Source organism: Massilia jejuensis (genome assembly GCF_042656795.1).
GTDB lineage: Bacteria > Pseudomonadota > Gammaproteobacteria > Burkholderiales > Burkholderiaceae_D > Telluria > Telluria jejuensis.
Map to the genome: position 1 here is coordinate 1 of NZ_JBHSMS010000045.1, position 23,455 is coordinate 23,455.

Annotated in this window: 20 protein-coding genes and 1 pseudogene; 8 read left to right on the forward strand and 13 right to left on the reverse strand. The window is 67.4% G+C overall.

The features are described from left to right. The 3 genes from ACFPOU_RS15060 to ACFPOU_RS15070 form a co-directional block, all read right to left on the reverse strand. Nucleotides 1–152 (reverse strand): transposase (locus tag ACFPOU_RS15060; protein ID WP_379722890.1); only part of this gene is annotated, 152 nt, incomplete at its 3' end. Nucleotides 153–823: 671 nt separating this feature from the next. Continuing rightward, entirely contained in the window at nucleotides 824–1,183 is a 360-nt protein-coding gene (locus ACFPOU_RS15065; RefSeq protein WP_379722754.1) for a DUF1428 domain-containing protein, read from the reverse strand. Nucleotides 1,184–1,240: 57 nt separating this feature from the next. Continuing rightward, on the reverse strand, nucleotides 1,241–1,786 hold the full coding sequence (locus tag ACFPOU_RS15070; protein WP_379722757.1) for a glutathione peroxidase: 546 nt from the start codon (nucleotides 1,784–1,786) through the stop codon (nucleotides 1,241–1,243). Nucleotides 1,787–2,201: 415 nt separating this feature from the next. Here ACFPOU_RS15070 and ACFPOU_RS15075 point away from each other — a divergent pair, with 415 nt between their 5' ends. Together ACFPOU_RS15075 and ACFPOU_RS15080 are read left to right on the forward strand one after the other, a co-directional pair. Continuing rightward, nucleotides 2,202–3,695 carry a DEAD/DEAH box helicase gene (locus ACFPOU_RS15075; RefSeq protein ID WP_379722761.1) on the forward strand — a complete coding sequence of 498 codons (1,494 nt, stop codon included), beginning with the start codon at nucleotides 2,202–2,204 and terminating at the stop codon, nucleotides 3,693–3,695. Between the two features lie 4 nt (nucleotides 3,696–3,699). Then, on the forward strand, nucleotides 3,700–5,667 hold the full coding sequence (locus ACFPOU_RS15080; protein WP_379722764.1) for a DEAD/DEAH box helicase: 1,968 nt from the start codon (nucleotides 3,700–3,702) through the stop codon (nucleotides 5,665–5,667). Here the strand turns inward: ACFPOU_RS15080 and ACFPOU_RS15085 are convergent, their stop codons facing one another. Then, a complete protein-coding gene (locus ACFPOU_RS15085) occupies nucleotides 5,668–6,672 on the reverse strand; it encodes a lysozyme inhibitor LprI family protein (protein WP_379722767.1) in 1,005 nt (334 codons plus the stop codon). It lies immediately after the preceding gene. Between the two features lie 577 nt (nucleotides 6,673–7,249). On the opposite strand from ACFPOU_RS15085, the gene ACFPOU_RS15090 reads away from it, so the two are divergent. Then, nucleotides 7,250–8,425 (forward strand): MFS transporter, encoded by a 1,176-nt coding sequence (locus tag ACFPOU_RS15090; protein WP_379722770.1) that lies wholly within the window; start codon nucleotides 7,250–7,252, stop codon nucleotides 8,423–8,425. On the opposite strand, the gene ACFPOU_RS15095 is transcribed toward ACFPOU_RS15090, so the two are convergent. The 3 genes from ACFPOU_RS15095 to ACFPOU_RS15105 form a co-directional block, all read right to left on the reverse strand. Further along, entirely contained in the window at nucleotides 8,426–10,249 is a 1,824-nt protein-coding gene (locus tag ACFPOU_RS15095) for a glycoside hydrolase family 2 protein (protein WP_379722773.1), read from the reverse strand. It abuts the gene before it with no gap. A gap of 168 nt (nucleotides 10,250–10,417) precedes the next feature. Beyond that, on the reverse strand, nucleotides 10,418–11,470 hold the full coding sequence (locus ACFPOU_RS15100) for a glycosyltransferase family 9 protein (protein ID WP_379722776.1): 1,053 nt from the start codon (nucleotides 11,468–11,470) through the stop codon (nucleotides 10,418–10,420). 16 nt (nucleotides 11,471–11,486) lie between these two features. Further along, on the reverse strand, nucleotides 11,487–12,836 hold the full coding sequence (locus tag ACFPOU_RS15105) for a N,N-dimethylformamidase beta subunit family domain-containing protein (RefSeq protein ID WP_379722779.1): 1,350 nt from the start codon (nucleotides 12,834–12,836) through the stop codon (nucleotides 11,487–11,489). A gap of 266 nt (nucleotides 12,837–13,102) precedes the next feature. Between ACFPOU_RS15105 and nudC the strand changes: the two genes are divergently transcribed. Beyond that, a complete protein-coding gene (nudC, locus tag ACFPOU_RS15110; protein ID WP_379722782.1) occupies nucleotides 13,103–13,921 on the forward strand; it encodes an NAD(+) diphosphatase in 819 nt (272 codons plus the stop codon). A gap of 6 nt (nucleotides 13,922–13,927) precedes the next feature. Here nudC and ACFPOU_RS15115 read toward each other — a convergent pair whose 3' ends face one another. Continuing rightward, entirely contained in the window at nucleotides 13,928–14,836 is a 909-nt protein-coding gene (locus ACFPOU_RS15115; protein ID WP_379722785.1) for a hypothetical protein, read from the reverse strand. A 147-nt stretch (nucleotides 14,837–14,983) separates the two neighbouring features. Here ACFPOU_RS15115 and folE point away from each other — a divergent pair, with 147 nt between their 5' ends. From folE to ACFPOU_RS15130, 3 genes and pseudogenes are all read left to right on the forward strand, one after another. Then, the gene (gene folE / locus ACFPOU_RS15120; RefSeq protein WP_379722788.1) at nucleotides 14,984–15,550 is read left to right on the forward strand and encodes a GTP cyclohydrolase I FolE; all 567 of its coding nucleotides are present in this window, start codon (nucleotides 14,984–14,986) and stop codon (nucleotides 15,548–15,550) included. Nucleotides 15,551–15,623: 73 nt separating this feature from the next. Beyond that, nucleotides 15,624–15,899, forward strand: a pseudogene (locus ACFPOU_RS15125) (transposase); the annotation flags it as partial. A 234-nt stretch (nucleotides 15,900–16,133) separates the two neighbouring features. After that, nucleotides 16,134–16,742, forward strand: coding sequence for a phosphatase PAP2 family protein (locus ACFPOU_RS15130; protein ID WP_379722791.1), 609 nt, complete (start codon nucleotides 16,134–16,136; stop codon nucleotides 16,740–16,742). On the opposite strand, the gene ACFPOU_RS15135 is transcribed toward ACFPOU_RS15130, so the two are convergent. The 4 genes from ACFPOU_RS15135 to ACFPOU_RS15150 all read right to left on the reverse strand — a co-directional run bounded on the left by ACFPOU_RS15135 (nucleotide 16,743) and on the right by ACFPOU_RS15150 (nucleotide 19,996). Next, the gene (locus ACFPOU_RS15135) at nucleotides 16,743–17,153 is read right to left on the reverse strand and encodes a hypothetical protein (protein WP_379722794.1); all 411 of its coding nucleotides are present in this window, start codon (nucleotides 17,151–17,153) and stop codon (nucleotides 16,743–16,745) included. An 82-nt stretch (nucleotides 17,154–17,235) separates the two neighbouring features. Next, a complete protein-coding gene (locus tag ACFPOU_RS15140) occupies nucleotides 17,236–17,889 on the reverse strand; it encodes an HAD hydrolase-like protein (protein ID WP_379722797.1) in 654 nt (217 codons plus the stop codon). After that, nucleotides 17,889–19,763, reverse strand: coding sequence for an AI-2E family transporter (locus tag ACFPOU_RS15145; protein ID WP_379722801.1), 1,875 nt, complete (start codon nucleotides 19,761–19,763; stop codon nucleotides 17,889–17,891). The genes ACFPOU_RS15140 and ACFPOU_RS15145 overlap by 1 nt, the downstream gene beginning before the upstream one ends. A gap of 98 nt (nucleotides 19,764–19,861) precedes the next feature. Next, a complete protein-coding gene (locus tag ACFPOU_RS15150) occupies nucleotides 19,862–19,996 on the reverse strand; it encodes a hypothetical protein (RefSeq protein WP_379722804.1) in 135 nt (44 codons plus the stop codon). On the opposite strand from ACFPOU_RS15150, the gene ACFPOU_RS15155 reads away from it, so the two are divergent. Next, entirely contained in the window at nucleotides 19,995–21,623 is a 1,629-nt protein-coding gene (locus ACFPOU_RS15155; protein ID WP_379722807.1) for an ATP-binding domain-containing protein, read from the forward strand. The genes ACFPOU_RS15150 and ACFPOU_RS15155 overlap by 2 nt on opposite strands. Nucleotides 21,624–21,627: 4 nt before the next feature. Here ACFPOU_RS15155 and ACFPOU_RS15160 read toward each other — a convergent pair whose 3' ends face one another. Continuing rightward, nucleotides 21,628–23,346 (reverse strand): diguanylate cyclase, encoded by a 1,719-nt coding sequence (locus tag ACFPOU_RS15160; RefSeq protein ID WP_379722810.1) that lies wholly within the window; start codon nucleotides 23,344–23,346, stop codon nucleotides 21,628–21,630. Between the last annotated feature and the right edge of the window lie 109 nt (nucleotides 23,347–23,455).

Genomic DNA, 23,455 nt, shown 5'->3' on the forward strand with positions numbered 1-23,455 from the left:
GCCTCGGGCACGCCGTAGCGCTTCGTCCAGGCATACAGGCTATGGATGCTTACCCCGAGCCGCTGGGCTACCTCGCTCGCTGGGTGCCCACGCTGGGCTACCTGCTTGACTGCTGCAATCTTGAATTCCTCTGTGTACCGCTTGCCGCTCATACCTTCTCCTCGTGCCTTATATTATGGCTCAGGAGTGTCTACAATAGTCGTGGCGATTCAAGGACCAGTCGGGATGAAGTGGTACAACAAGCTGCCTACCACAATCGTGTACAATTACCCGTCGGTCTCCGGCATTGTTGTACCTTTAACTTGCAGCGCCCAGCGCAGTTCAGTCCGTCTTCCCTTGAGACGACATAGCTCTCTTAGCCATTCTTTGGGTGGGTCGCAAACTCGGTCTGGTCCAATGGCCGTCAGGCCATCCTGCAACGTCGTTGTCGCTCGACATCGGACACGATCAACCCCTGAAGTCATCGCAACAAGCGCGGCGTAAACTTACTTCGCTCGCTGAGATCATTGCCGTTCGGTTAGGCTCTGGCACCGAATTGGTTCCTCTAAAGTGAGCCTGACGTAATTAAAAATCTCTACCCACAAATCAGTGTACTAAGCAATTTTTACTCTAAAAATTGTGCGTTCGAAAGACATACCCACGTTTTGGTCTCTCTACGCCTTCAAATTTTAGCTTTTGTACTCGTACAGCTATCTGTACCAACAGTTTTTAGTGGGCATAACCATTTTGATCAACGAGCGCGCAATGGGTGAAAAAGGAGCCGATGAGTCGGCTCCTTTTTTTCGTCTGGATCAGGGACCGCGGCAAGCCTGTTGCGGCTGCCTTACATGTCCACCACCATCTCGAACCCGCCGTAAATCATGCGCTTGCCGTCGAACGGCATGTTCTCCGGCTTCATGAAATCGGCCATGCGCGGATCCTTCATGACCTTGTCGTTGACCTCGTCGCGCTCGGCGCGCGATGCGTAGACGATCCAGGCGAAGATGACGACCTCGCCGTCTTCCAGGTTCACGCTTTGGGGAAAGGACGTGAGCTTGCCGGGCTTTACGTCATCGCTGACGCATTCGCGGTATTCCAGCGCGCCGGACTCGCGCCAGATGGCTGCACATTTCCTGGACATGTCCCAGTAGGCATCGAGCCTGGCCTTGGGAACCGGAATAACGAAACCATCGACATACGCCATGATCGTTCTCCTTTAAATTGATATTGCCGAGACATCGGTGATGACGAGCAATCCCGGTCAAGCCAGCGCCGCCTCGATCGCCGCCACCAGTGCCGGATCGTCCGGCTTCACGTCGGGGGCGAAGCGGGCGAGGACTTGCCCGCTGCGCCCGACCAGGAATTTTTCGAAATTCCACATCACGTCGGTCGGGTTCTTTGGGCTCAGGCCGTGCTGGGCCAGCTTGTCGCCGAAGGTGCTGCCCTCGGCCTGGCGCGCGCGCGGCTGGGCGGCGATGAGTTCGCGGTAGAGCGGGTGGCGCGCCTCGCGGTTGACTTCGACCTTTTCGAACATCGGAAAGCGCACACCGTAGTTGCGCTGGCAGAAATCGGCGATCTCCTCCGCCTGGCCCGGTTCCTGGGCGCCGAAATCGTTGCAGGGAAAGCCCAGCACCACGAGACCGCGCTCCTCGTACTGCTCGAACAGTTTTTCCAGGCCGGCGTATTGCGGCGTGAGGCCGCATTGCGATGCGACGTTGACGATCAGCATGACTTTGCCGCGGTATTCGCCGAGCGTGGCATCCTGGCCTTCGAGGCGGTGCAGCGGGATATCGAACAATGTGCTCATGGGGTCGGTCCTCAGGGTTGCGCAAATTGCTATCCTACCGCGCGCCGCGCGGACACGCTGGCGCCGTGCTTGACGGCGGCGCGGCGCGCGCCGTATAAGCCATGCTGTGAAAGGACAAGCCGCCCGATGATGCAGGAAGACGATGCCGATGCCGGCGCCCGCCAGCGGCGCCATGCGCGCCTGATCGACGGCGTGCGCGAATTCGTCGCCCGCGAACGCGAGGCGGCGCAGGAGCGCTTGCTCGAACTCTGGCGCCAGCCGCTGGCGGACCGGCTGGCGCGGCCTGAGCCAGCGCTTCCTGCGCCTGGAGGCCGGTCCCGAGAAGGGCACGGCCTGGGCCTGGCTCGACGGCGGCGAATCGCGCTTTCGCGAGGGAGACCTGGTCTGCCTGCACGGCGGCGCCCCCCTGGACGCGATGCTGGCGCACGGGGCGGTGTTCGAGACCGAGGAAGAGGGGCGCTGGCTGCTGCGCGTGCGCCACGCCGCCAGGGTGCTCGACGACGCCGCGGGCGCGCCCTGCTATGCCGATCCGGACGATATCGACCTGACCAAATACTACCAGGACGTACTGGACGACATCGGCCAGGCAAACCCGCCCTCGCGCGCGCACCGCTGCCTGATGCCGCTGCTCGACGGGCGCATCAGCAACGAGTTCGATCCGCGCGATTTCGAGGAAGCCGAGCGCATCGCCCTGGATGCGGGCCTGAATCCCGCCCAGGCCGAGGCGGTCGGCAAGATCCTCGGCGCCGAGCAGGTCGCGTGCATCCAGGGACCGCCCGGCACCGGCAAGACGCGCGTGCTGGCGCTGGCGGTGCGCCTGCTGGCCGCGCGCGGCGAGCGGGTGCTGGTGACCTCGCACACCCACATGGCGATCAACAATGCCTTGAACAAGATCGCCGCCCAGGGCGTGCGCGTGGCCAAGATCGGGCGCCTGACCCAGACCCGCAACCTGGCGCCGGGCGTGATGCTGTCCGACAGTTTCGCCGAATGGCATGGCCGTCCGGGCGCGGGCGGCTACGCGATCGGCGCCACGCCCTTCGCCACCTGCGGCAAGGGCCTGGAAAACTGCGAGTTCGATACCGTCGTCTTCGACGAGGCAAGCCAGGTGACGCTGCCGCTGGCCTTGATGGCGATGCGGCGCGCCAGCCGCTTCGTCTTCATCGGCGACCAGAAGCAGTTGCCGCCGGTGCTGCTGGCGCGCTCGATCCTGGACGACATTCCCCATTCCATCTTCGCCAAGCTGACCGCGCACAATGTCGACAGCGTGATGCTGACCGATACCTACCGCCTGAACCGGGAACTGGCCGCCTGGCCCAGCAAGGCCTTTTATGACAACCGCCTGCGCCCGGTCGGGCCGAACCGCGAGCGCAAGCTGCGGCTGCGCCCGCGCGAGGATGGCGACCCGTTCGACGCCATCCTGCGCGACCCGGCCAGCCTGGTCTTCATTCCGACCCTGGACGAGAGCGCGCGCAGCCGCAATCCGGACGACGCGCAACTGGTGGCCAGCCTGTGCTCCGCGGCCGTCGAGGGCGGCCTGGCGCCGGACGAGATCGGCGTCGTCACGCCGTTCCGGGCGCATGGCCGCGCGGTGCGCCAGGCCCTGGCCGGGCGCCTGGGCTGGCACACGGCGCGCGCCATCGTCGCCGACACGGTCGAGCGCATGCAGGGCCAGGAACGCGAAGTGATCATCCTGTCGCTGGCGGCCGGCGAACCGCGGTTCCTGGCGGCGATCGCCGAATTCTTCTTCCAGCCCGAGCGCCTGAACGTGTCGGTGACGCGGGCGATGACGAAGCTGGTCATCATCGGCCCCGAGCTGGGACCCGGGTTCGGCGCGGTGGAAGAACCGATGGCGACCCATCTGGCGCTCTACCGCAGCCTGCTGGCCGCGGCGCGCCGCATCGCTTGCTGACGCGATGGCGCTCTTCATTCCCGAATGGACCCGGGCCAGCGGCCGCCAGCTGCAGCTCAAACGCGTGCTTAACGCGCTGGACGACGCGACGATCGTGCGCACACCCCTGCGCGGGGAGCACGCCGCGCCCGACCTGTTCATCGAACACGGGGAGCGCGGCTGGCTGGCGCTGGCCGTGCTCGACACGCCTTTCGATGCGCTCGACGCGCGCCAGCTCTTCGCCAGCGAAGCGCGCGCCGCCTTCGACCTGCGCCTGGCTGCCTGGCGCACCGCCCTGCCTGCGGCGCTGCCGCTGCTGCTGGTGCTGTGGGCCTGCGGCGAGGAAGAGGCGGCCGCGCTCGCAGGCCAGCTGGACGCGGCCGGCGTGCGCCTGCTCGCGCGCGAACGCTTCCAGGAATGCGGCGCGCCCGGCCTGGCGGCGCTGCAGCAGCCGCTGGCCCCAGGCGAGGAAGATGCGCTGCGCATGCGCTTCTTCCCCGAGTCGGGCATCGCGCTGCCGACCGTGGCGCGCAAGCGCTTCCAGCGCAGCAACGGCGCCAGCCTGGGCGGACTGTTCCTCGATCCGCAGCAGGAGTGGGCCAGCAAGCTCGACCTGGAAATGGCGCTGCCCGCCGAGCAGGCGCAGGCGGCGGCCGACCTGACGGTGCGCCTGGTGAACGGCGTGGCCGGCAGCGGCAAGACCCTCATTGCGCTGAGCCGCGCGCTGCTGCTGGCCGAGATGCATCCGCGCGAACGGGTACTGGTCCTGATCCACAACACGCCGATCGTGGCCGACATCGGCGAACGCCTGCACCGCGCCCGTGGACGCCTGCCGCCCAATCTCGAGATCGCGACCTATTCGGCCTGGATCCACCGCCAGTGGCGGCGGTTGTACGGCGCGCAGCTGGCGATGCCGGCCGACCCGGCGCACCTGCCGCACCGGGTGGCGTCGCTGCGCGCGCGCTGGCCCGAGCTGAAACTGCGCGAAGACCAGCTGATCGAGGAGTTCGATTTCCTCAACGAGATGCTGCTCGCCAGCGAAGCCGAGTACATGGACACCAGCCGCGCCGGCCGCGGCTTTGCGCTGCGCGCGAAAGAGCGGCGCGACATCTGGGCACTGTTCGAGGCGGTGACGAAGGACCTGCGCGGGGAGGGAATGCGCATGTGGAGCGCGGTGGCCTTCGAGGTCTGCCGCGCGCCCGCGCATGGCGCGCTGGAGCGCTACGAACACATCCTGGTCGACGAAGCCCAGTTCTTCGCGCCCTCGTGGTTCCATACCGTGAAACTGGCCTTGCGGCCGCAGGGACGCCTGTTCCTGTGCGCCGACCCGAACCAGGGCTTCATGAAGAGCCGCATGAGCTGGCGCACCGCCGGGCTCGACGTGGCGGGACGCACCAAGAAGCTGCTGCGTTCCTACCGCACCACGCAAGCGATCCTGCACACGGCCGGCACCCTGCTGGCGCGCGCCGTGCAGGCCGATCCCGAGCATGACCTGGCGCCGGATTTCACCGGGATGGAAGAGGGCGCCGCCCCGATCCTGCTGCGCGTCGACACGCCCCAGGACGCGGTCGACCGCGCCGTCAACGAAATCGTCGCGCTGGTGCACGAACGTGGCGTGGCGCTGTCGAGCTTGCTCGTCATCTACGGCAGCGACACGCCCAGGCAACTGCTGTACCGCCGCCTGTGCGGCGCGCTCGGCGCGGACCGGGTGTGGTGGCTGAACAAGGACAAGAAGCGTCCGCCCGCCGGCTACGGCCCCGCTTACCTGCGCCTGGCGAACCTGGAAACGGCCACCGGCCTGGAGGGCGGGGCCGTGTTCCTGCTGGGAATGGAAAGCCTGCTGGCGGCGGGGAGCCTGGAAGCGGGCGGCGCGCGCGAGGCCGATGCGCGCAAGCTGTACATGGCGATGACCCGCGCCAGCCACCGCCTGGTGCTGCTCAGCACCGAGGATGTGCCGGCCGAGGCGCTGCCCCTGTTTCGTTGCGAACCCTGATCATCTGCCGGCGGCGGCATTATCGAGCTCGGTCAGCTGTTTCAGGCGGCGCGCGGTGAGCAGGGCGCGCCAGCCGGAACCCGGCACCTGCGGATGGCGGATCGACCCGTACAGCTCCATCGCATCGCGGTAGGCGAGCCAGGCGCGCTGGGCCTTTTCGACGCCGGTCTTGCGGATCGTGCCCAGGTAGGACGTGCCGGCCGGCCGGTTCAGCATGAACTGGCGATAGGTCGCATTCATCTTTTCTTCCAGGCTCGTGAATTCGGCTTCCGAGAAGCGCGGCGCCTTGCCCGCTTCGGCGTCGAGCACATCGAGCGCGAACTGGTCGAGTTCGGCCGCCTGGACGTCGAGCTGGAGCGAGCGGGGGGCGTTGCCGCTGGCGTCGGTCTCGTAATCGACCCGGTGCTGGGCGAAATAATGCGCCGCCTTGCTCGCCATCTCCAGGCCCAGCTGTTCCTTGGCGTTCCAGCCGCGCGCGAGGGCGGCGAGCTGGGCGGCGCGCGACTTGTCGCGCTGGCGCTCGCGCATGGCCGCGCACTGGCCGCGCATGTCGGCCGCCGCATCGTCGCAGACGTCGATCGGCGCGCGGTCCTCGCCGCTGGCACGGCGCCGCAGGTGCTGGACCCGGCTCTTCATTTCGTCGACCGGACTCTGGATGCTGCACGCGTGTTTCAGCGCCAGGTCGAACTGCGGCGTCATCCCGGCGCCATTCGCATACAGCATCATCAGCACCCCATGTGCTTGGGTGCGCGCCGCGCAGGCATGCACCACCTGCCAGTCGGCCTTGCTGGCCTCGGGCAGGTCCAGGGTCTCGTGATACAGGGCCCCGGCGTTGCAGTGTTTGCCTGCACCAGGCCGGGCCTCGGGCAGCGGGCGCGCCGGCCGTTCGTTCTTGACGCGCAGGCAATGGCGATACCAATCGGTAGCGCGCAGTACCTCGGGCGGCGCGCCATAGACGTTCGGGTAAGGCGCCGCCTGGGCAGCGCCGGCAAGCAAGCCCGCCATTAATAGGGGCAACCTCAGTGTCAACCTCAGTGGCAACCTCAGTGGCAACCTCAGTGGCCAAGTCGCACGCGGCATCGCATTCTCCTAAAAGTTTCCTACTGGAAGCTTTAACGCTACCGTGAGCGCGTGCCGGCGGTGGTGAGATGGCGCAATTTTTTTCGCCACCCGCCCAGCGTTGCAATCGCTTGGGAGAGTCCGCTTAGGGCAACAGGTTTTACATACCGTAACCGGATTATTTCTCTTTTCTAAGGAAAATACAGCGCGACGATACAAGGCTGTAAACAGGCCATATCGCTCTACTAACAGCTTGCTGTTTTGACTGTGAACACGATGCAACGCGGGTAAAATTTTTCCGCTCGACAAACAAAAAACCGCCGCACGTTTGCGTAAAATTGCCGCCGATCACTTCTTGACGCCAGCCAAACAGGTTGGCGTTTGTTTTTCAGACCCCTGTTAGCAGTCAGTTACGAACGGCACAGCAGTCAACAAAGACAGCCGACGAAACGCTTGGACCGGCGAGTGGAGCCCTCGCGGAAAAAGCACGCAGCTCAGGCATATTTACATTTACTCGGAAACAATGCACCCCACCGCTCCTGCTGTTCCCACCCCGGTTTCTTCCTCGCGCATTCCGCTTTTCGACCAGGCGCAACACCATGCCCTCCCCGCCATGTTCGCGCTGTTCGGCGTGATCATGGGTTCCTGGGCCGGCCGCATTCCAGCCCTGGCCGAACGTGTCCAGGTGTCGCACTCGGCCCTATCGATGGTGTTGCTGTGCGGCGGCGCCGGCGCCCTGATGTCATTCCCGGTGTCGTCCTTCCTGATGGGCCGCTTCGGCGCCCGCAAGTCGCTCTTGATCGCCGGCCTGGCGCTGTTGTGCGTGCTGGTCTCGATCGGCATGGCGCCGACCGTACCGCGCCTGATGGCGGCCGTACTCATGCTCGGCATCACCGCCAGCACCTATGACGTGGCCATGAACGCCGCCGCCGCCAGGCGCGAACGACAGGCCGGCAAGTCGGAAATGTCGATGCTGCACGGCCTGGCCTGCGCCGGCGGCCTGGTCGGCGCCACCCTGGGCAGCCTGATGGCCGGCCTCAACATCGCCCCGGCCACCCATTTCGCGATGGTCGCCATCCCGCTGGCCCTGGTGCTCTACGGCGCCTACCAGATGCTCGACATGGACGACGCGGCCGAGCCGGTGGAAAAGAAGACATTCGCGCTGCCGCGCGGCCCGCTGGTCTTGCTCGGTCTGCTGGGCTTCCTCGGCGCGATGTCCGAAGGCAGCATTGCCGACTGGAGCGGCGTGTTCCTCAAGGAGCACTTCAAGGTGGGCGACGGCATGGCGCCCCTGGCCCTGTCCTGCTTCTCGGTCACGATGCTGATCGCGCGCATGGTGGGCGACAAGCTGAAGCACCGTTTCGGTGCCCGGCGCCTGGTCACCTGCGGCGCGTTGCTCTCGGCCGCCGGCCTGTTCTTCGCCGTGCTGTCGCCGAACGCGTATTGCGCCCTGGGCGGTTTCGCGATTGCCGGCCTCGGCCTGGCGCTATTGTTCCCCTTCGTGTTCAGCGCCGCCGGCGCCCAGGGTCCGGTGGCCCTGGCCGGCGTGGCCAGCATGGCCTATAGCGGCACGCTGATGGGCCCGCCGGTGATCGGCGCCATCGCCCACCACGTCGGCATGCAGATGGCGATCGGCTATGTCGGCGGCCTGTCGCTGGTCATTGCGGTCGTTGCCAGCCGCACGCGCCTGCTGAAGTAATCAGGCATCCGACACGCCGGCCGGGGCGGGCGGGGTACTCAGGGCGTTGGGCCAGAGCCGGCGGTGCAGCTCGGCGACCTGTTCCGGCGGCAGGCGCGGCACGCGCTCGGCGGTCAATAAACCGTTTTGTTCGTGCTCGACGTCGGTCAGCTGGGTGTAGCACAGGCCGGCCAGGAAAGGCAGCGAGGCGAGTCCCTCCATCAGCGTGCGGTAGCGCTGCGCCAGTTCGTCCTCGTTGCGCACGTTGCCGTAGTGGTCGTAGAGGCGGTCGCGCCGGCGCTCGGGCTGGTCGGGCGCGAGCAGATAGCCGCCCACCTCGGAAAACACGATCGGCTGGCCGCGGTACTGCGCCCCTTGCAGGAACAGCGCTTTGCCCTTGTGCCAGCCGTATTCGGGCGGCATGCCGGACAGGCGCGTGCTGGCATAGCGTTCCAGCAGCGCCTCGACCGGGTGCGAATAGTCGTGGATGGTGCACACGTCGGTCACATCCGTGTGCTGCCAGCCGTCGTTGTCGATGACGGGGCGCGTGGCGTCGACCAGCCGCGTGCGCGCCACCATCCGTTCGAGGAAATCGTGCTGGTGCGGATGGCGCACGAGTTCCGGAAAACCGAAGCTTTCCACCACCGGCACCCAGGCCACGATCGAAGGGTGGTTGGCATCGCGCATCACCGCGCGCAGCCACTCGATCTCGAGCCGCTCTTCGGATTCCTCGGACCAGGAGCGGGCATTCGGCATCTCTTCCCACACCAGCAGCCCGAGCCGGTCGCACCAGTAGAGCCAGCGTTCGTGCTCGATCTTCTGGTGCTTGCGCACGCCGTTGAACCCGAAGCGCTTGGCCCACAGCACATCCTCGCGCAGCGCCTCGTCGTTCGGGGCGGCCAGCAGGGTGTCGGGCCAGTAGCCCTGGTCGAGCGCCATCAGCAGAAAGATGCGCTGGCCGTTCAGGTGGAACCACCCGTCCTTGAGTTCGATCGAGCGCAAGCCGGTGTACGACTCGACGCTGTCGACCAGCTGGCCGCGGTGCAGCAGGCGCACCCGCAGCTTGTACAGGTGCGGGTCGCCAGGCGACCAGGGGCGCGGGTCGGGAACCTGGGTGCGCAGTTCGATGCAGGCGCTGCGGCTGCTGGTGCGCGCCTGGGCGACCACCTGCTCGGAGTCGAGCTCGTCGAGCACGTCGAGCTCGGCTTCCCAGTCGCTCGACGGCCCATGCAGGTGCACGTTCAGCGCCAGCGTGCCGTCCGGGCGCGATTCGGTAACGCGCAGGTAATCGATGCGCAGCGCCGCCACCGGTTCGAGCCAGACGTTTTGCCAGATCCCGCTGGTGCAGTAGTAATAGATGCGCACCGGGGTGCCGGACGCGGACTGCTTGCCGCGTGGCTGATAGGGATCCTGGCGGTCCTCGACGCGCACCGTGATGCGGTTCGTGCCCGGCTTCAGGTAGGGCGCGATGTCGATCGAGAACGGCACATGGCCGCCGCGGTTGCGGCCCGCCACGCGGCCGTTGACCCAGACGTCGGATCGGTAGTCGACGGCGCCGAAGTTCAGCAGCAGGGCGCCGCTGTCCCAGCCCTCGGGTATCTCGACACTGCGCGTGTACCACATGACTTCGTGGATCTCGCGGCTGCCGATGCCGGACGTCGTGGATTGATAGGGGAAAGGGACCAGGATCCGCCGGGGCAGTTCACGTCCGTCGTACCAGCGCTCGGACAAGCCGGCGTTGGCGTCGTCGAAGGCGAATTCCCACCAGCCGTCGAGGCTGGCCCACTGCTCGCGCACCATCTGCGGACGCGGATAGGGCGTGCTGGGGTTGTCAAAGCTGCGCATGATATGGGTGAAACCAAGTGGGGAAAAGGCTGCGGTCTTGTTTTGCGCTTTGCATAAAGTGTACACCCGAATTTCAAGGAAGTTGCAAGCTGTCGCCGGCATGCGACAGGCAGGTCAAGCCAGGCCGATCGAGCCTGGCGGGCGCTTGCCGTGGTGCCGGTTGCGCACCTACCAATACGGCCACAGTCCCGCCCTGCGCTGCCGGTTCGGGTCGGTGCCGGCCAGCAGCGCGCGCGCATGCTGCAGGACGGCCGCGGTGCGTTGCGCGTCCGGATCCCAGATGCAGCGGTGCCTGTCGCGGTCGAGCGGCGCCCGGCGCGCGATGTCGGCGCGGCTGAAAATGACCACGCTTTGCAGGCGCAGGCCGGCGGCGATGTGCGACACGCCGGTGTCGTTGCACACCAGCAGGCGCGCGTTCTTCATCAGTGCCGCCATGGCGCCGACCGAGACCGGCGCGGCGGCATTGACGGCGCGCGCCAGCATGTGGCTGGCCACTTCGTCGGCCAGTTCGGCCTCGTCGGCCGAGCCGGTCAGGACGACGCCGACGCCGAATTCGGCCGCCAGGCGGTCGGCCACCTCGGCGAAGCGGCGCGGCGGCCAGCGCTTGTCGCGCTTGCGCGCGCCCGGATGGACGCAGATGTAATTGCCGGGCACCAGGCCGGCCGCGATCCCGCTGGCCTCGAGTTCCTGCCGGTCTTCCTGCGCCAGCGGGAATTCGAGGTAGTCGCCGGCCGCGCTGGCGCCCAGGCGTTCGACCAGGCGCAGCAGGCGGTCCGGTTCGGCGCCCACTTCCGCATACGGGAACAGCACCGTGTGCTCGGTCGCGACGGCCTTGCCTTCGCAGTAGCCGGCCATCGCGCGCGCGCCGAAACCGGCCACGATCTCGTTGGAGACGGCGCCGTTGCCGTGCAGTTGCAGCGCCAGCGTGAACTGGCGCGCGCACAGGCCGGCGTAGAAGGGCGTCAATTCCGCCTGGCGCATGTCTTGCTCGGGCAGCAGCGGGTGGCCCGGGAAGGCCACGAAGTCGTCGATGTAGTGGTGGAAACGCCGCGCGAACTGGCTTGCCCATGGCAGGCCGACGAGCGTGATGTGCGCCTTCGGCAGCGCCGCGCGCAGCGCGCGCAGGGCCGGCACGGCGCACAGCATGTCGCCCAGGTGCAGCGCGCGGAAGACGACGACCGACGCGATCTCGAGTCGGTGCAGGAGCGGACGCCGGGACACGGTTTCCTCCATGGGGTCAATGCAGCAGCAGGCGGTCGAGGACGTTGCGGGTGATGCGCTCGACGGTACGGTCGCGCCCGTCGGCCAGCACCTGCGCCCAGTCGGCGGTACCGGCCGAGAACACGGTGCCGCCGCGCTCGAACAGGCCGAGCGTGGCGGCATGCACGCCTTCGCCGGCGGCGTGGCGTGCGCGCGGCGGCAAGGCCTGCCAGCGCGCATCGAGCGGACAGGCTGCCAGCAGCTGGTAGTTGCCCGGCGTGCCGTCGTCGTCGGCCCAGGCCGACAGCAGCGCCGTGCCGCCGGCGCGCTCGAAAGCGTCGAGCGGCGCGCCGTCGCAGGCGTAGCCGGCCAGCGGCGGCCAGGTATCGGCACCGAACGCGTCCCCGCGCCGCAGGCCGGTGCCGGCGAAGACCCAGTGCCCGGGCCGCTGGACGACGAAGCCGCCGGTCTGGCGCGCGCCCTCGCACCAGCTGCCGCCGTGGCGGTGGCTGGCGCCGCCCAGGCCATCCTCCGGCCGTCCCGCGCCGCTCGCCGGCCACCAGTGTTCCAGTGCGCCGCACCGGCCGTCCTGGCGCCAGGCGAGCACGCGGCCGCCATCGGCCAGATGCATGCGCCACCAGCACAGGCGCGCGGCGAACCAGGCCGCGTTGCCGCCGGAGGCAATGAAATCCCCGACCGCGTCGCGCATCGGTCCGGTCCAGCAGGCATCGATCCCGGCCGCCACCAGCAGGCGGTAGCGCAGCGCCAGTGCCGGGTCGGCATGCAGGTCGAGGTCGGTGCAGAACGCGGGCGCATAGCCCTGGCGCGCCAGCCAGCGGATGAAGCGCGCATCCCAGTGGGCGAAGGTCTGGCGCGCGGAGGCGGCGTCGTAGTGATCGGGCGCGCCCCGGGTCGGGCCGCCGATCCCGCCGCCCGGGCGCCGCAGCGAGATGCGCGCGCCGGGCGGATCGTTTGCAGCGGGCGCGTTGCGGTCGTCTCCGCTGGCGTTGTAGGCGTGGTAAGTAGCCAGCGGCAGCTTGTACAGCATGCCGCCGCGGCGTTGCCCGCGCACTACGAACAGGGCAGCGGCCGAGCCGAGCGCGAGCGACAGCGGCAGCTGCCCGTCCCCTTCCTCGAGATGGGCGATGTAGACGGCCGAGGGCCAGTGCGCCGGGATCGCGAATTCGTAGGGCGGCCAGTCCCAGTCCTCGCCGCTGCCGCGTTCCCGCGCGCGTTCTCCCGCCAGCCATGGCGAGCTGTGCATCGCCTGGAAGCCATCGCCCCAGCGGTAGAAATGCACGCGAAAGCGCCGGCTGCCGGTGGCCACGTGCAGCACCAGGCGCTCGCCGGGCAGCACGCTGGCGCGGCCGGGATAGGCGCGGATCATGCGGACGTCTCCGGCGGGGCGCGGTGCATCGTCTGCTCCTGTGGGTGGCGCGGCAATGGGCGATTCAGTCCCTCTTTGAGCAGGATGAGCTGCCCTAAGTTTGCGCATGCCATGCGCGGCTGACGCAGGTCTGGCCGGCCGAAGAATCAGGAAACCTGGACGCGCGATTGCGGTCTGAGGGAAAGTGGCAAGGCCAGCAGTAGTGCCGGTGCGCACCGGCCCGGGTCGCGGTATGATGGACCACCCACGTTCACCGCGACCCGACGATGCTGCACACGCCCCCGACCTTTACGCCGCTGATGGCGCCGCAGGACCATGCCGACCCGCTCGCCTTTATCTTCCACGGCGGGCGCCTGCTGTTGCGCGAACACGATCTCGCCCTGCCCGATGCCGCGCTGCTGGCCACGCTGGGGCTCGACCCGGCCCAGGTCCAGCCGGTGGGTTTGCTCGGCGAGCGCTATTGCCAGGCGGGCTGGACAGAGAACGAGGCCTTGCCGCAAGGGTATGCCTGGCGCAGCCTGCGCTCGCTCCTGTTCGAACTCGACGAAGCGATGCTGGGGCTGGCCGGGCGCGCGGCCCAGATCGCGGAATGGGCGCGCACGCACCGCTATTGCGGCGTCTGTGCCCGGCCGATGGCGCGCGTGGCGCATGAGCGCAGTTTCAAATGCGGCGGGTGCGGGCATCTGGCCTATCCGCGCATCTCGCCGGCGATGATGGTCCTGATCCGCAAGGACGACGCCTTCCTGCTGGCGATGCACGTCGCGTCGCCCGCCAAGCGGTTTACGCCACTGGCGGGCTTCCTGGAAGCGGGCGAGTCGATCGAGGAAGCGGTGCACCGCGAGGTGTACGAGGAGGTAGGACTGCGGGTGACGAACCTGCGCTATTTCGCGAGCCAGTCCTGGCCCTTCCCGCACTCGCTGATGATTGCCTTTACGGCCGATTACGCCGGCGGCGAGATCCGTGTCGATCCGACCGAGATCGCCGAAGCGCGCTGGTTCGGGCCGAACGACGCATGGCCGGAACGCGTGCCGCACATCTCGGTATCGAGCGTTTTGGTCGACGCGCACCGGCCGCCGGGAAGATAAGCCCCGTCAGGCGCCGGCAGCCGGCAGCGCCGGCGCGCCATGCACGTCGCGCGCCGCCGGCACCGCGACCGACGCGACCGGCACCTGCACGCTGTCGTCGGGACGGGTGCCGGTGCTGCGCAACTGTACGGCCCGCTGCAGCAGGTCGAACCAGAACGGCGCGCCGAACAGCGTGGTCGAAGCCGTCACGATCCAGCCTGCCGCCTGCAGGGCGAAAGCGGTGTCGAGCACGGGCGGGAAGCTTTGCCAGCCGATCGGCAACGCCCACAGCTGGCGCAGCATCTGGGCGTCGAGCGCGGCGGGTGCCGCGCCGATGTGGGCCGCCAGCTGCGGCTGCTGCCACAGGGTGCGGAACAGGGCGATGCTGTCGATATTGAACAGGATCGCCAGCAGCAGCGAAATCAGGAACGAGATCAGCAGCTGGCGCCGTTTGTAGCTGCCCGAGAGCCGCTGCATCGCATTGTCGAACCAGCCGCCGATGAGGCGCTGGAAGCGCTCGAGGTCGCCGCCGGCGCGCGCATACAAGCCTTGCAGGGCGCGCCGCACTTGCGGGTCGGCCACGGCATCGATGTCGGCCCCGAGGCGCGCGAAATTGCCCGGCACCTGCTGGATGCTGTCGATCAGCGCGATCGCGAAATACCCCGGCTCGATATAGGATGGGCGGCTGGCCAGGGTGCGTTCGCCTGTCACGCTGCCGTCGCTGTGCGGATTGACCAGCGGATGGGCGTACACCAGCTGCGCCAGCGCGGAAAAGCGCGGGTCGTTGAGCATGCTCTTGATGCCTGCGAGCAGGGTATTGGCACGCAGGCGAAAGGCCGCCGCCAGCGCTTCCTGCACGGTGGCGACGATCAGCGCCACCGTGCCGTAACAAAACGTCAAACCGATTGCCAGTTCCAGTACCGAACTTCCGAACATAGGCCGCCTCCATGGGGTAGGTGTACGGTCCACGCTAGCGCATGGTTACGACGGTAGAGTCTGGTTTGCTCAATAAAGGGGCAGGGTCCGGCTGCATCGCCCCGTTTTCTATATACTGGCGGCAATCGTATTTTTAGGGCTTCCTCCATGTCTTACAAAGAAGAATTCACCGAAAACGACTGGCGCCGCCTGCTCGCCAGCCTGGGTGAAGATCCGGACCGTCCCGGCCTGCACGAAACGCCGGCACGCGTGAGCAAAGCCTGGAAGCACTGGACCTCGGGTTACGGCCAGGATCCGGTCTCCGTGCTCAAGGCATTCGAAGACGGCGCCGAGCAGTACAACGAGCTGATCGTGGTGCGCGGCATCCCCGTCTACAGCCATTGCGAGCACCACCTGGCGCCATTCTTTGGCAAGGCCACCGTCGGCTACCTGCCGAACGGAAAAATCGTCGGCCTGTCGAAGCTGACCCGCCTGGTCGACATCTTTTCCAAGCGCCTGCAGGTGCAGGAGCGCATGACGATGCAAATTGCCAACGCGCTGATGGAAGTGCTGGAACCCAAGGCCGTGGGCGTCGTCGTGAAATGCCGCCACATGTGCATGGAAAGCCGCGGCATCCGCACCCAGGGCGAGGAAACGATCACCTCCTGCATGCTGGGCGAACTGCAGCCGAACCTGGCGCTGCGTACCGAATTCCTGGCCCTGGCACGCGACTGATTCACACGGCCCGGCCACTGCCGGGAACCTGTTCCGGAACTTTCCCCTCAAAGCTAATTTGGGGAGAAACGACATGGCCAGGCCCGCATTCCCCAGCGATATTGGGCGTGAGCAGTTCGAGCTGGTGCGCGACATGCTCGAAGCGGCGCGCCGCAAGACGCGTCCGCGCAAGCATGACCTCTACGACGTCTACTGCGCGGTGCTGTATTTCCTGCACACGGGGGCTGCCTGGCGCAGCCTGCCGCGCGACTTTCCCCCCTGGCGCACCGTGCACGAATATTTCACGCAATGGACCATGCTGCGCAACGGCGAACGCACGCTGCTCGAGCAGACGCTCGACAAGCTGGGGCGGGACGTGGAAATGGCGCGGCTGCACCGCTTGCTGCAACCGCGCTGAGCCTGCGCTGATGCGTTTGCGCGACGCCCCAGCAAAAAGTTCCGCCTCAACGCTTGTTTGAGCTGATCTTTTACAAGCGTACGCAGGCTCGTGGTGCTTTTAGACACAATCTGTTGCGATTTTGAATCGTACGCAGCCAAAAGCTGCGCTACGCTTTGGACATTGTCAATTTTTCATCTTCGCGCCATGTTCGACCACCTGAACCATTTCCTCTTTTCCCTGTTCAATGCCACGCCCGGCCTGGCAGGCTGGCGCCTGCACGCGGCGATCTTCGCGGCCGAATGGGTCATCCTGGTCGTGCCGCTGGGCCTGGTGCTGATGTGGACGAATGGCTTGCCGGGCCAGCGCGAAGCGGCCGTGCGCGCCCTGCTGGCGGCGGTGGCGGCGCTGACGATGAGCAAGCTGATCGGCCTGGCGTGGTTCCATCCGCGCCCCTTCATGGTGCAGATCGGCCAGACCTACCTGGACCATGCGCCGGACAGTTCCTTCCCGAGCGATCACGCGACGAGCATGTTCTCGGTGGCCCTGACGCTGGCCGTTTGCCAGTTGCGCGAGGCGCGCCGCTTCGGCCTGGTACTGCTGGTGCTGGCCATGGCGGTGGCCTGGGCGCGCGTCTTCCTGGGGGTGCACTGGCCGCTCGACATGGTGGCCGCCTTCGTCGTTTCCAGCCTGGCCGCGCTCCTGGTCAATACCCCTGACGGAAAGACGCTGGCGGCGGCGACGGTGGCGCTGATGCAGGCCGTCTACCGCCGCGTGCTGGCGGCGCCGATCGCCCGCGGCTGGCTGCGTGAATAGTCACTGCTGCGGCGTTTCCGGCGCCGCCTGCTCGAACACGAGCTTGTCGTCCTCGTCCAGGTGGAACAGGCCCAGCGGCTCTCCCGTCACCTGTTGCGGCGTTGTCAGTTCGCTGCAGCGATCGGTCTCCACGCGCCAGGCCAGGTCGCCGGCGCGCAGCGTATAGACGTTCTCGCCCGAGGCAAACAGTTCGATTTCCACGTCCGCCATCGGCAGCGCGCCGAGCGCAATGCGGCGCTGGCAATCGGGCATGCGCGAGGCGAGCAGGTCGACCGTCACGTCCTTGCTCCAGAAATACTCCTGCAGCGCGCGCACTGTCAGCGCATGCCGGTTGCCGTCGATGTAATAGGTGGCCGAGGTGTCGACGCAGCCGGCGAGCAGCAGGGGAGCAAGGAGGATGAAGGGGCGCATGCATGGATTCCAGGTGGGGGCGCGGCCCTTGCCGCGCCGGAGGGAGTATAGAACGCGGCTTTCCAGCCGTGCAACTGGTCGATCACGGCCGTGCCGTCGCTTTCGGCTGCAGCGTGGGGATCGTCGCCAGCGCGGCCGGCAAGTCGAATTCGTGCTCGGGAGCGAGCTTGCGCAGGGTCTCGATCGGCGTATAGCCCCAGTGCACGGCGGCGAAGGCGATGCCGGCACGGCGTGCGGCCTCGGCGTCGAGCGTCTGGTCGCCGATGTAGAGCGCCGCGCCGGGCGCGACGGCGGCGCGTTTGACGACCTTGCGGATGCGCGCGGTCTTGCCGAAGACCGACATGCCGCATTCGTACTGGCTGATCAGGGACGACAGTTCCGGCCCCAGCACCCGGCGCACGTTGTCCTCGGCATTCGAGGAGACGATGGTCAGGTCGACCGAGTTGCGCACCAGTTCGCGCAGCGCGTGCTCGACTTGCGGGAACAGGTGCACCTGGCCGGCATTCTCGCGCATCAGCGCCTTGAAACTGGCGGCCGCCAGCGGCAGCTTCCAGGCCGGCAGGCCGACGTGCTTCATCATCTCGCGCGTATTGTAGTGGCGCAGGCGCTCGACCTGGGCCAGGTCGATGCGGCGAAAGCCGTGCTCGTCGGCGATGCGGTTGAAGACGCTCAGGAAGAACGGGAACGAGTCGGCCAGCGTCCCGTCGAAGTCGAAGATGGCGAGACGGTAGCGCATCACGCCTGCCCGACGCGCTCCGGCACCACGAACGCCAGGCTCTCTTCGAACGAGCGCAGCACCATGTCGACATGCTCCTGCACCACCGCCTGGTCGGCCGCCGCCTCGCCGAAGGGCAGGCGGATCGTCACGAGCAAGGCGTTCGGCAAGCCCGCGCGCAGCTCGTCGGCCACGCGCTGCCAGTGCGCCAGCGTCGATTCGGCCGGATAGATCAGGAACACGGTCGAGATCAGGTCGGCCTTGTCCGGTCCCGGATTGTCCTGGCCGGCGCCGATGACGACGCTGCGCGCGTCGACGTCGAGTTCGCGCAGGGCACGCACGAGCAGTTCGGTCAGCAGGTCGTCGCGCTCGGAACCCAGGCCGGCGCACAGCACGATCGAGTGCGCGGGCACGTCGAGCGAACCCTGCCAGCGGCCGAGGCGCGCCTCGCGCATCTTGCGCAGGTGGGCGCCGACATTCGCGTCGAGCAGCGATACGCGCCCGCGCTTGCGGCGGTTGCGGTTCGGCGCATTCGAGACCGGCGTGAGCGTCGCGGCGACGTCGGCGATGGTGGTGCGGACATGGGCCGCCTGCGCGCTTTCGAGCTGGCCGGTGCGCTGTTCGGCGGCGGCCATCGAGATCCCCGGCAGCAGGATCTGGTCGCAATAGCGCGCGAAGCTGTGGCGGTCGAGATAGGCGCGCGCATCGGCAATGATACTGTGCGTCTCGCCGGCCAGCACGCGCTGGTAGAAGCGCTGCGCCACGTTCACGTTCGGCACGTCGCCCAGCAGGATCGTCACCGGTTCCAGCGCGCGCACATGGCGCCCGGCCACCACCAGGCACAGCGTCAAGGGCGTCGACAGCAGCAGCCCGACCGGCCCCCACATCGCGCCCCAGAACAGGGCCGAGACGATCACCGCCAGCGGCGACAGGCCCGAGCTGTGGCCATATACTTTCGGCTCGACCACGTGCGCCACGACCAGTTCGAGCGCCACGAACAGCGCCAGGCAGGACAGTGCCATCGTCCAGCCCGGATCGATGGCGGCCACGAAAATGGCGATCAGCACGCCCGCCACCAGGATGCCGAGATAGGGCACGAAGCGCAGCAGGCCCGACAGCGCGCCCCAGAGCGCCGCATGCGGCACGCCGAAGGCCCACAGCAGGACACCCACCATCGCGCCGAAGGTCAGGTTGACGGCGAACTGCGACAGGAAGAAGCGCGACACGCCGCGCGTCGCATCCGACAGGGCCCGTACGGTGCGGCTGATCTCGGCCTGGCCAGCCAGGCGGATCACGCGGTCGCGCAGGGATTCGTGTTCGAGCAGGATGAAGATCAGGAGCACCAGCACCAGGCCGGTTTCGCCGATCGGGCCCCAGGCCAGCGCGAACAGGCGCGCCAGGGTGTCGCGCGTGGTGGCGCGCGGCGCGCGGATCTCGACCGGCAGCGGTTGATTGGCGCTGGTGGTGAGCGTGCCGCGCCGCACCGTGACGGGCGGCGGCGGCGGCAGGGGCGATTGCATCGCGACGGCGCTCAGTTCCGCTTCCAGGCGCGCGAACGGACGCTCGGTGATCTCGCGCACGCGTTCGATCTTCGAGCGGATCGCGGCCCGGTATTCCGGCAGGTCGCGCGTGACAGCCACCAGCTGGAAGGCCAGGATGGTGCCGACCCCGATCACGCAGGTTCCGGCCAGCAGCACCGAAACCAGCGTGGCCGGCAGGCGCGGCAGGCCGACGCGGCGCAGCGCGCGGATCAGCGGCGCCAGCACCAGGCTCAGGATGGTCGCCAGCGCCAGCGGTTCGAGCACGTCGCGGCCGAAGTAGAGCAGGCCCAGGACGCAGGTGGCGGTGACGACCGAACCGGCGGTCAGGTTATTGAACAGGCTTGAATCGCGCATCGGGAACGAATTGACTCCGGCAGTGCTGCTGCATGGGGGCGGTCACGGACTGGTGCGGCGCAGGGCGAAACGCCGGCGCCAGCAGTCTAGCATCATTGTCAACCCGGCAGTTTGGCGCAGCTTTTTCCGCGCCGGGCGGCCACCTTGCGCGCGCGCACTTCAACCGTGTGTTTGCTTCCCGTGATCGGCCTTACAATCTTGCCATCTTCATCATCTGCGAAGCGTCGATCCATGGCCCAAATCCATCCTGCCGGCTGGCGCGAGATGTCCGTCACCGGAAATGCCGCCCGCGAGATCGAAACGCTGGCCCTGCTCGACCAGCGCCTTTCCGACGCGCCCTACCACATCTACCACGGCGTGCACTGGACCAATGTCGAAAACGGCTATTCGGTCTACGGCGACGTCGACTTCATCATCGTCGCCCCCAACGGGCGCATGCTCCTGATCGAGCAGGTCGCGGGCTTGCTCAACGAAACCGAGGACGGCCTGCTGAAGAATTTCCAGGGTAAGCCTCGCAAGATCCGCGCCCACATCCTGCACACCATCGAGGGGCTCACGCGGCGCTACAACGGCGCGCTGTCGATCGATTACCTGCTCTACTGCCCCGACTACACGGTGCGCGACCCGAACCTGGCCGGGATCGACCCGCGCCACATCGTCGACGCCGCCAGCAAGGGGCGCCTGGGCAGGATCATCCGCGAGGCGCTGCCGGTCACCGACAAGACCGACGAGTTCGACAAGGTGGCGCGCTTCCTCGGCGACACCCTCAGCCTGCGGCCCGATCCCAGTTCGATGATCGGCTCGGCCACCAGAATGGTCACGCGCCTCTCCGGCGGCCTGGCCACCTGGGCGCGCCGCCTCGACTTCGCCCCGTTCCGCCTGCGCGTGGTCGGCACCGCCGGCAGCGGCAAGACGCAGCTGGCGCTGGCCGAATACACGGCCGCCATCGACGCCGGGCTGCGCCCCTTGTACGTCTGCTTCAACCGGCCGCTGGCCGACCATATCGAACGCCTGGTGCCGCCCGGCGGGCGCGTCTCGACCTTCCACATGCTGTGCGACGCCTGGATGCGGGCCCGCGACGTGACGCCCGATTATTCCTCGCCCGAGGTCTGGAACGACATCGAAACGGCGCTGTCCGAGGTGAACCTGCCCGAGACCTGGCAGTACGACGTGCTGATCGTCGACGAAGGCCAGGATTTTTCCACCGCCTGGCGCGACATCGTGCTCGGCATGGTCAAGCCGGGCGGGCGCGCGATCTGGCTCGAGGACCCGGACCAGAACCTGTACGGCCGCCAGATGGTGCCCTTGCCCGGCTGGGTCAAGCTGCATTCGGACACCAATTACCGCAGCCCGCGCCAGATCGTGCAGATGCTCAAATCGATCGGCGCCGCGCGCGAGCCGGTCGAAGCGGGCAGCCCCTTCAAGGGCGGCGACATCGAGGAGCTGACCTATCCGGAAGGCGATACCGAGGCCATGCTGGCCCAGACCCGGCGCGCGGTGACCTCGTGTCTTGCCGCCGGCTTCGGGCGTCACGACATCGCGCTGTGTTCGTTCCGCGGCCGTGAAAAATCGGCCATCCTGAACCTCGATAAACTGAGCGACGCGCACACGCTGCGTTCGTTCACCGGGGCCTACGACCTGTTCGGCAATCCGGTGTTCCGCGAAGGGGGGCTCTTGGCCGAGTCGGTCTACCGCTTCAAGGGCCAGTCGGCGCCGGCCCTGATTTTTACCGAGATCGATTTCGAGGAAATGACGGAGACGGTGCTGCGCAAACTCTTCGTCGGCATGACCCGGGCCCGCTTGAAACTGGTGCTGGTGATGAGCGACCGCGCCTCGCTCCAGCTGCTCGACCGCATGTAGCGCCTCAGATCCCGGCCGCGTCGTCCAGCGCATTCAACGCCGATGTCGCCAGCGGATCGCACTTCGCCACGCGCACGCGGTTGCGCCCGCTGTGCTTGGCTTCGTACAGCGCCAGGTCGGCCGCATGCACCAGCGCCTGCACGCTGGCGCCGTGTTCCGGATACGAGGCGACCCCGATCGAGGCCGTCGCGCCGATCGGCTGGCCCTGGTGCAGCACGTCGTTGGCGGCGATCGCCAGGCGCAGGGTTTCGGCGCGCTTGATCGCGTTCTCGATGCCGCATTCGGGCAGCAGCACCACCATCTCTTCGCCGCCCATGCGGCAGGCCACGTCGCCCGAGCGGATGTTCTCGCGCAGCGTCAGCGCCACCTTGCGCAGGATGGCGTCGCCGGCCTCGTGGCCGAAGGTGTCGTTGATGCGCTTGAAGTGGTCCAGGTCGAGCACCAGCACCGACAGGGGCGCGCCGTTCCTGCTCGACCGGGCGAGCTCGCGTTTCAGGACTTCATCCATGTAGCGCCGGTTGTACAGCTGGGTCAGCGGGTCGATGATCGACTGCTGGCGAAGTGAGACACGTAGTCTCACATTGCTCAGGGCCAGGCCAAGCTGCTCGGCGAGCTGGCCGATCCAGGCGCGCTGGTCCTCGGCACCGTGCACCAGGCCGCCTCCGGTGACGGTGAGGCAACCGATCACGTCGCCCTGCGTGACCAGCGGCAGGCACAGGCGGTCCATTTCGGGGTTCTGTAGATGGCGGCAGGCCAGGCCGCCGTCGCCGCCGCCGGATGCGTGCGGGCTGCCGCGCCGCAGCGCCCAGCAGTCGAGCGCCTCGATGATGTCCGGCTCGCCCTCGACATCGCCCCATCCCGCCTTGCGCTCGAGGATGTCGCGCGAATTGTTGTACAGGTACAGGCTGCCCGACAGGTTAGGCAGCAGGCGCGGCAGGTAGCTGGCGATCACGCCGGCCGATTCGTCGGTCGACTCGGCCAGCTCCAGCGAGTGCATCAGCTCGGCGCTGCGGAACAACAGGTCGTTCTGCAGCGTGATCCGCTCGGTGGTCAACTGGGCCTGGCCGGCGGCGGCCTTGGCCTTGCGCTCGGCCTCGTCGCGCTGGCGCAGCACGCGCGCGGCGGCGGCCAGCACCGCGGCCAGGAACAGGATGTTGGTGATCGTCGCCACCAGGCTGGCGGTGGCGGCCGAATCGGAGGTCGCCAGCAGCTGGTCGCCGAGGTCGGCGCGCGCCTGCGCATAGATGCCGAGCTCCTTGCCGATCAGCTCGCGCAGCAGGTCCATTTGCACCTTGCCGGTCCCGAGCGTGATGTAGGCTGCCGCCTGCGCCACGCCCTGGCGGCGGCGCAACTCGACGGTGCGCGCCACGGTCTGCATCTTGGCCGCCGTCGCCCGTTCGATGGCCACCGCGCGCGCCAGCTCGTTCGCGCCTTTCATCTCCTTGCGCAGCGCTTCCTGGGTAGCGGGAATGGCGAGCACGGCCGCGTGGTAGGGATCGAGGAAGCCCTCGTTACCCGTAATGACGAAACCGCGCTGCGCCGTCTCGGCATTGAGCAGCAATTCGAGCAGGGTCAGTTGCAGGCGCTCGACATTCGAAGCGCTGCGCAGCTCCGACATCACGGTCGTCACCTGGCGGTTGACGATCATCGGCAGCGCCGCCACGGTCGACATGACGAGGATGATCGCACCGGCGGCGATTTTGATCTTGGTTTCAAATTTCATGCGGATGACCGGTGGTAGGACGTGGACACTCCATCCCGCATCGTGATACTTGCGACAAGGAAAGAAAATCCTAAGGTGGGTAGGTTACCATAGGCAACGATCAGCCATT

Excerpts from the sequence above, each read along its gene's own strand:
- ACFPOU_RS15065 (WP_379722754.1), bottom strand. The coding sequence starts at position 1,183 with ATGGCGTATGTCGATGGTTTCGTTATTCCGGTTCCCAAGGCCAGGCTC.
- ACFPOU_RS15070 (WP_379722757.1), bottom strand. The coding sequence starts at position 1,786 with ATGAGCACATTGTTCGATATCCCGCTGCACCGCCTCGAAGGCCAGGAT.
- ACFPOU_RS15075 (WP_379722761.1), top strand. The coding sequence starts at position 2,202 with ATGCTGGCGCACGGGGCGGTGTTCGAGACCGAGGAAGAGGGGCGCTGG.
- ACFPOU_RS15080 (WP_379722764.1), top strand. The coding sequence starts at position 3,700 with ATGGCGCTCTTCATTCCCGAATGGACCCGGGCCAGCGGCCGCCAGCTG.
- ACFPOU_RS15085 (WP_379722767.1), bottom strand. The coding sequence starts at position 6,672 with ATGGCGGGCTTGCTTGCCGGCGCTGCCCAGGCGGCGCCTTACCCGAAC.
- ACFPOU_RS15090 (WP_379722770.1), top strand. The coding sequence starts at position 7,250 with ATGCACCCCACCGCTCCTGCTGTTCCCACCCCGGTTTCTTCCTCGCGC.
- ACFPOU_RS15095 (WP_379722773.1), bottom strand. The coding sequence starts at position 10,249 with ATGCGCAGCTTTGACAACCCCAGCACGCCCTATCCGCGTCCGCAGATG.
- ACFPOU_RS15105 (WP_379722779.1), bottom strand. The coding sequence starts at position 12,836 with ATGATCCGCGCCTATCCCGGCCGCGCCAGCGTGCTGCCCGGCGAGCGC.
- nudC (WP_379722782.1), top strand. The coding sequence starts at position 13,103 with ATGCTGCACACGCCCCCGACCTTTACGCCGCTGATGGCGCCGCAGGAC.
- ACFPOU_RS15115 (WP_379722785.1), bottom strand. The coding sequence starts at position 14,836 with ATGTTCGGAAGTTCGGTACTGGAACTGGCAATCGGTTTGACGTTTTGT.
- folE (WP_379722788.1), top strand. The coding sequence starts at position 14,984 with ATGTCTTACAAAGAAGAATTCACCGAAAACGACTGGCGCCGCCTGCTC.
- ACFPOU_RS15130 (WP_379722791.1), top strand. The coding sequence starts at position 16,134 with ATGTTCGACCACCTGAACCATTTCCTCTTTTCCCTGTTCAATGCCACG.
- ACFPOU_RS15135 (WP_379722794.1), bottom strand. The coding sequence starts at position 17,153 with ATGCGCCCCTTCATCCTCCTTGCTCCCCTGCTGCTCGCCGGCTGCGTC.
- ACFPOU_RS15140 (WP_379722797.1), bottom strand. The coding sequence starts at position 17,889 with ATGCGCTACCGTCTCGCCATCTTCGACTTCGACGGGACGCTGGCCGAC.
- ACFPOU_RS15145 (WP_379722801.1), bottom strand. The coding sequence starts at position 19,763 with ATGCGCGATTCAAGCCTGTTCAATAACCTGACCGCCGGTTCGGTCGTC.
- ACFPOU_RS15155 (WP_379722807.1), top strand. The coding sequence starts at position 19,995 with ATGGCCCAAATCCATCCTGCCGGCTGGCGCGAGATGTCCGTCACCGGA.
- ACFPOU_RS15150 (WP_379722804.1), bottom strand. The coding sequence starts at position 19,996 with ATGGATCGACGCTTCGCAGATGATGAAGATGGCAAGATTGTAAGGCCG.
- ACFPOU_RS15160 (WP_379722810.1), bottom strand. The coding sequence starts at position 23,346 with ATGAAATTTGAAACCAAGATCAAAATCGCCGCCGGTGCGATCATCCTC.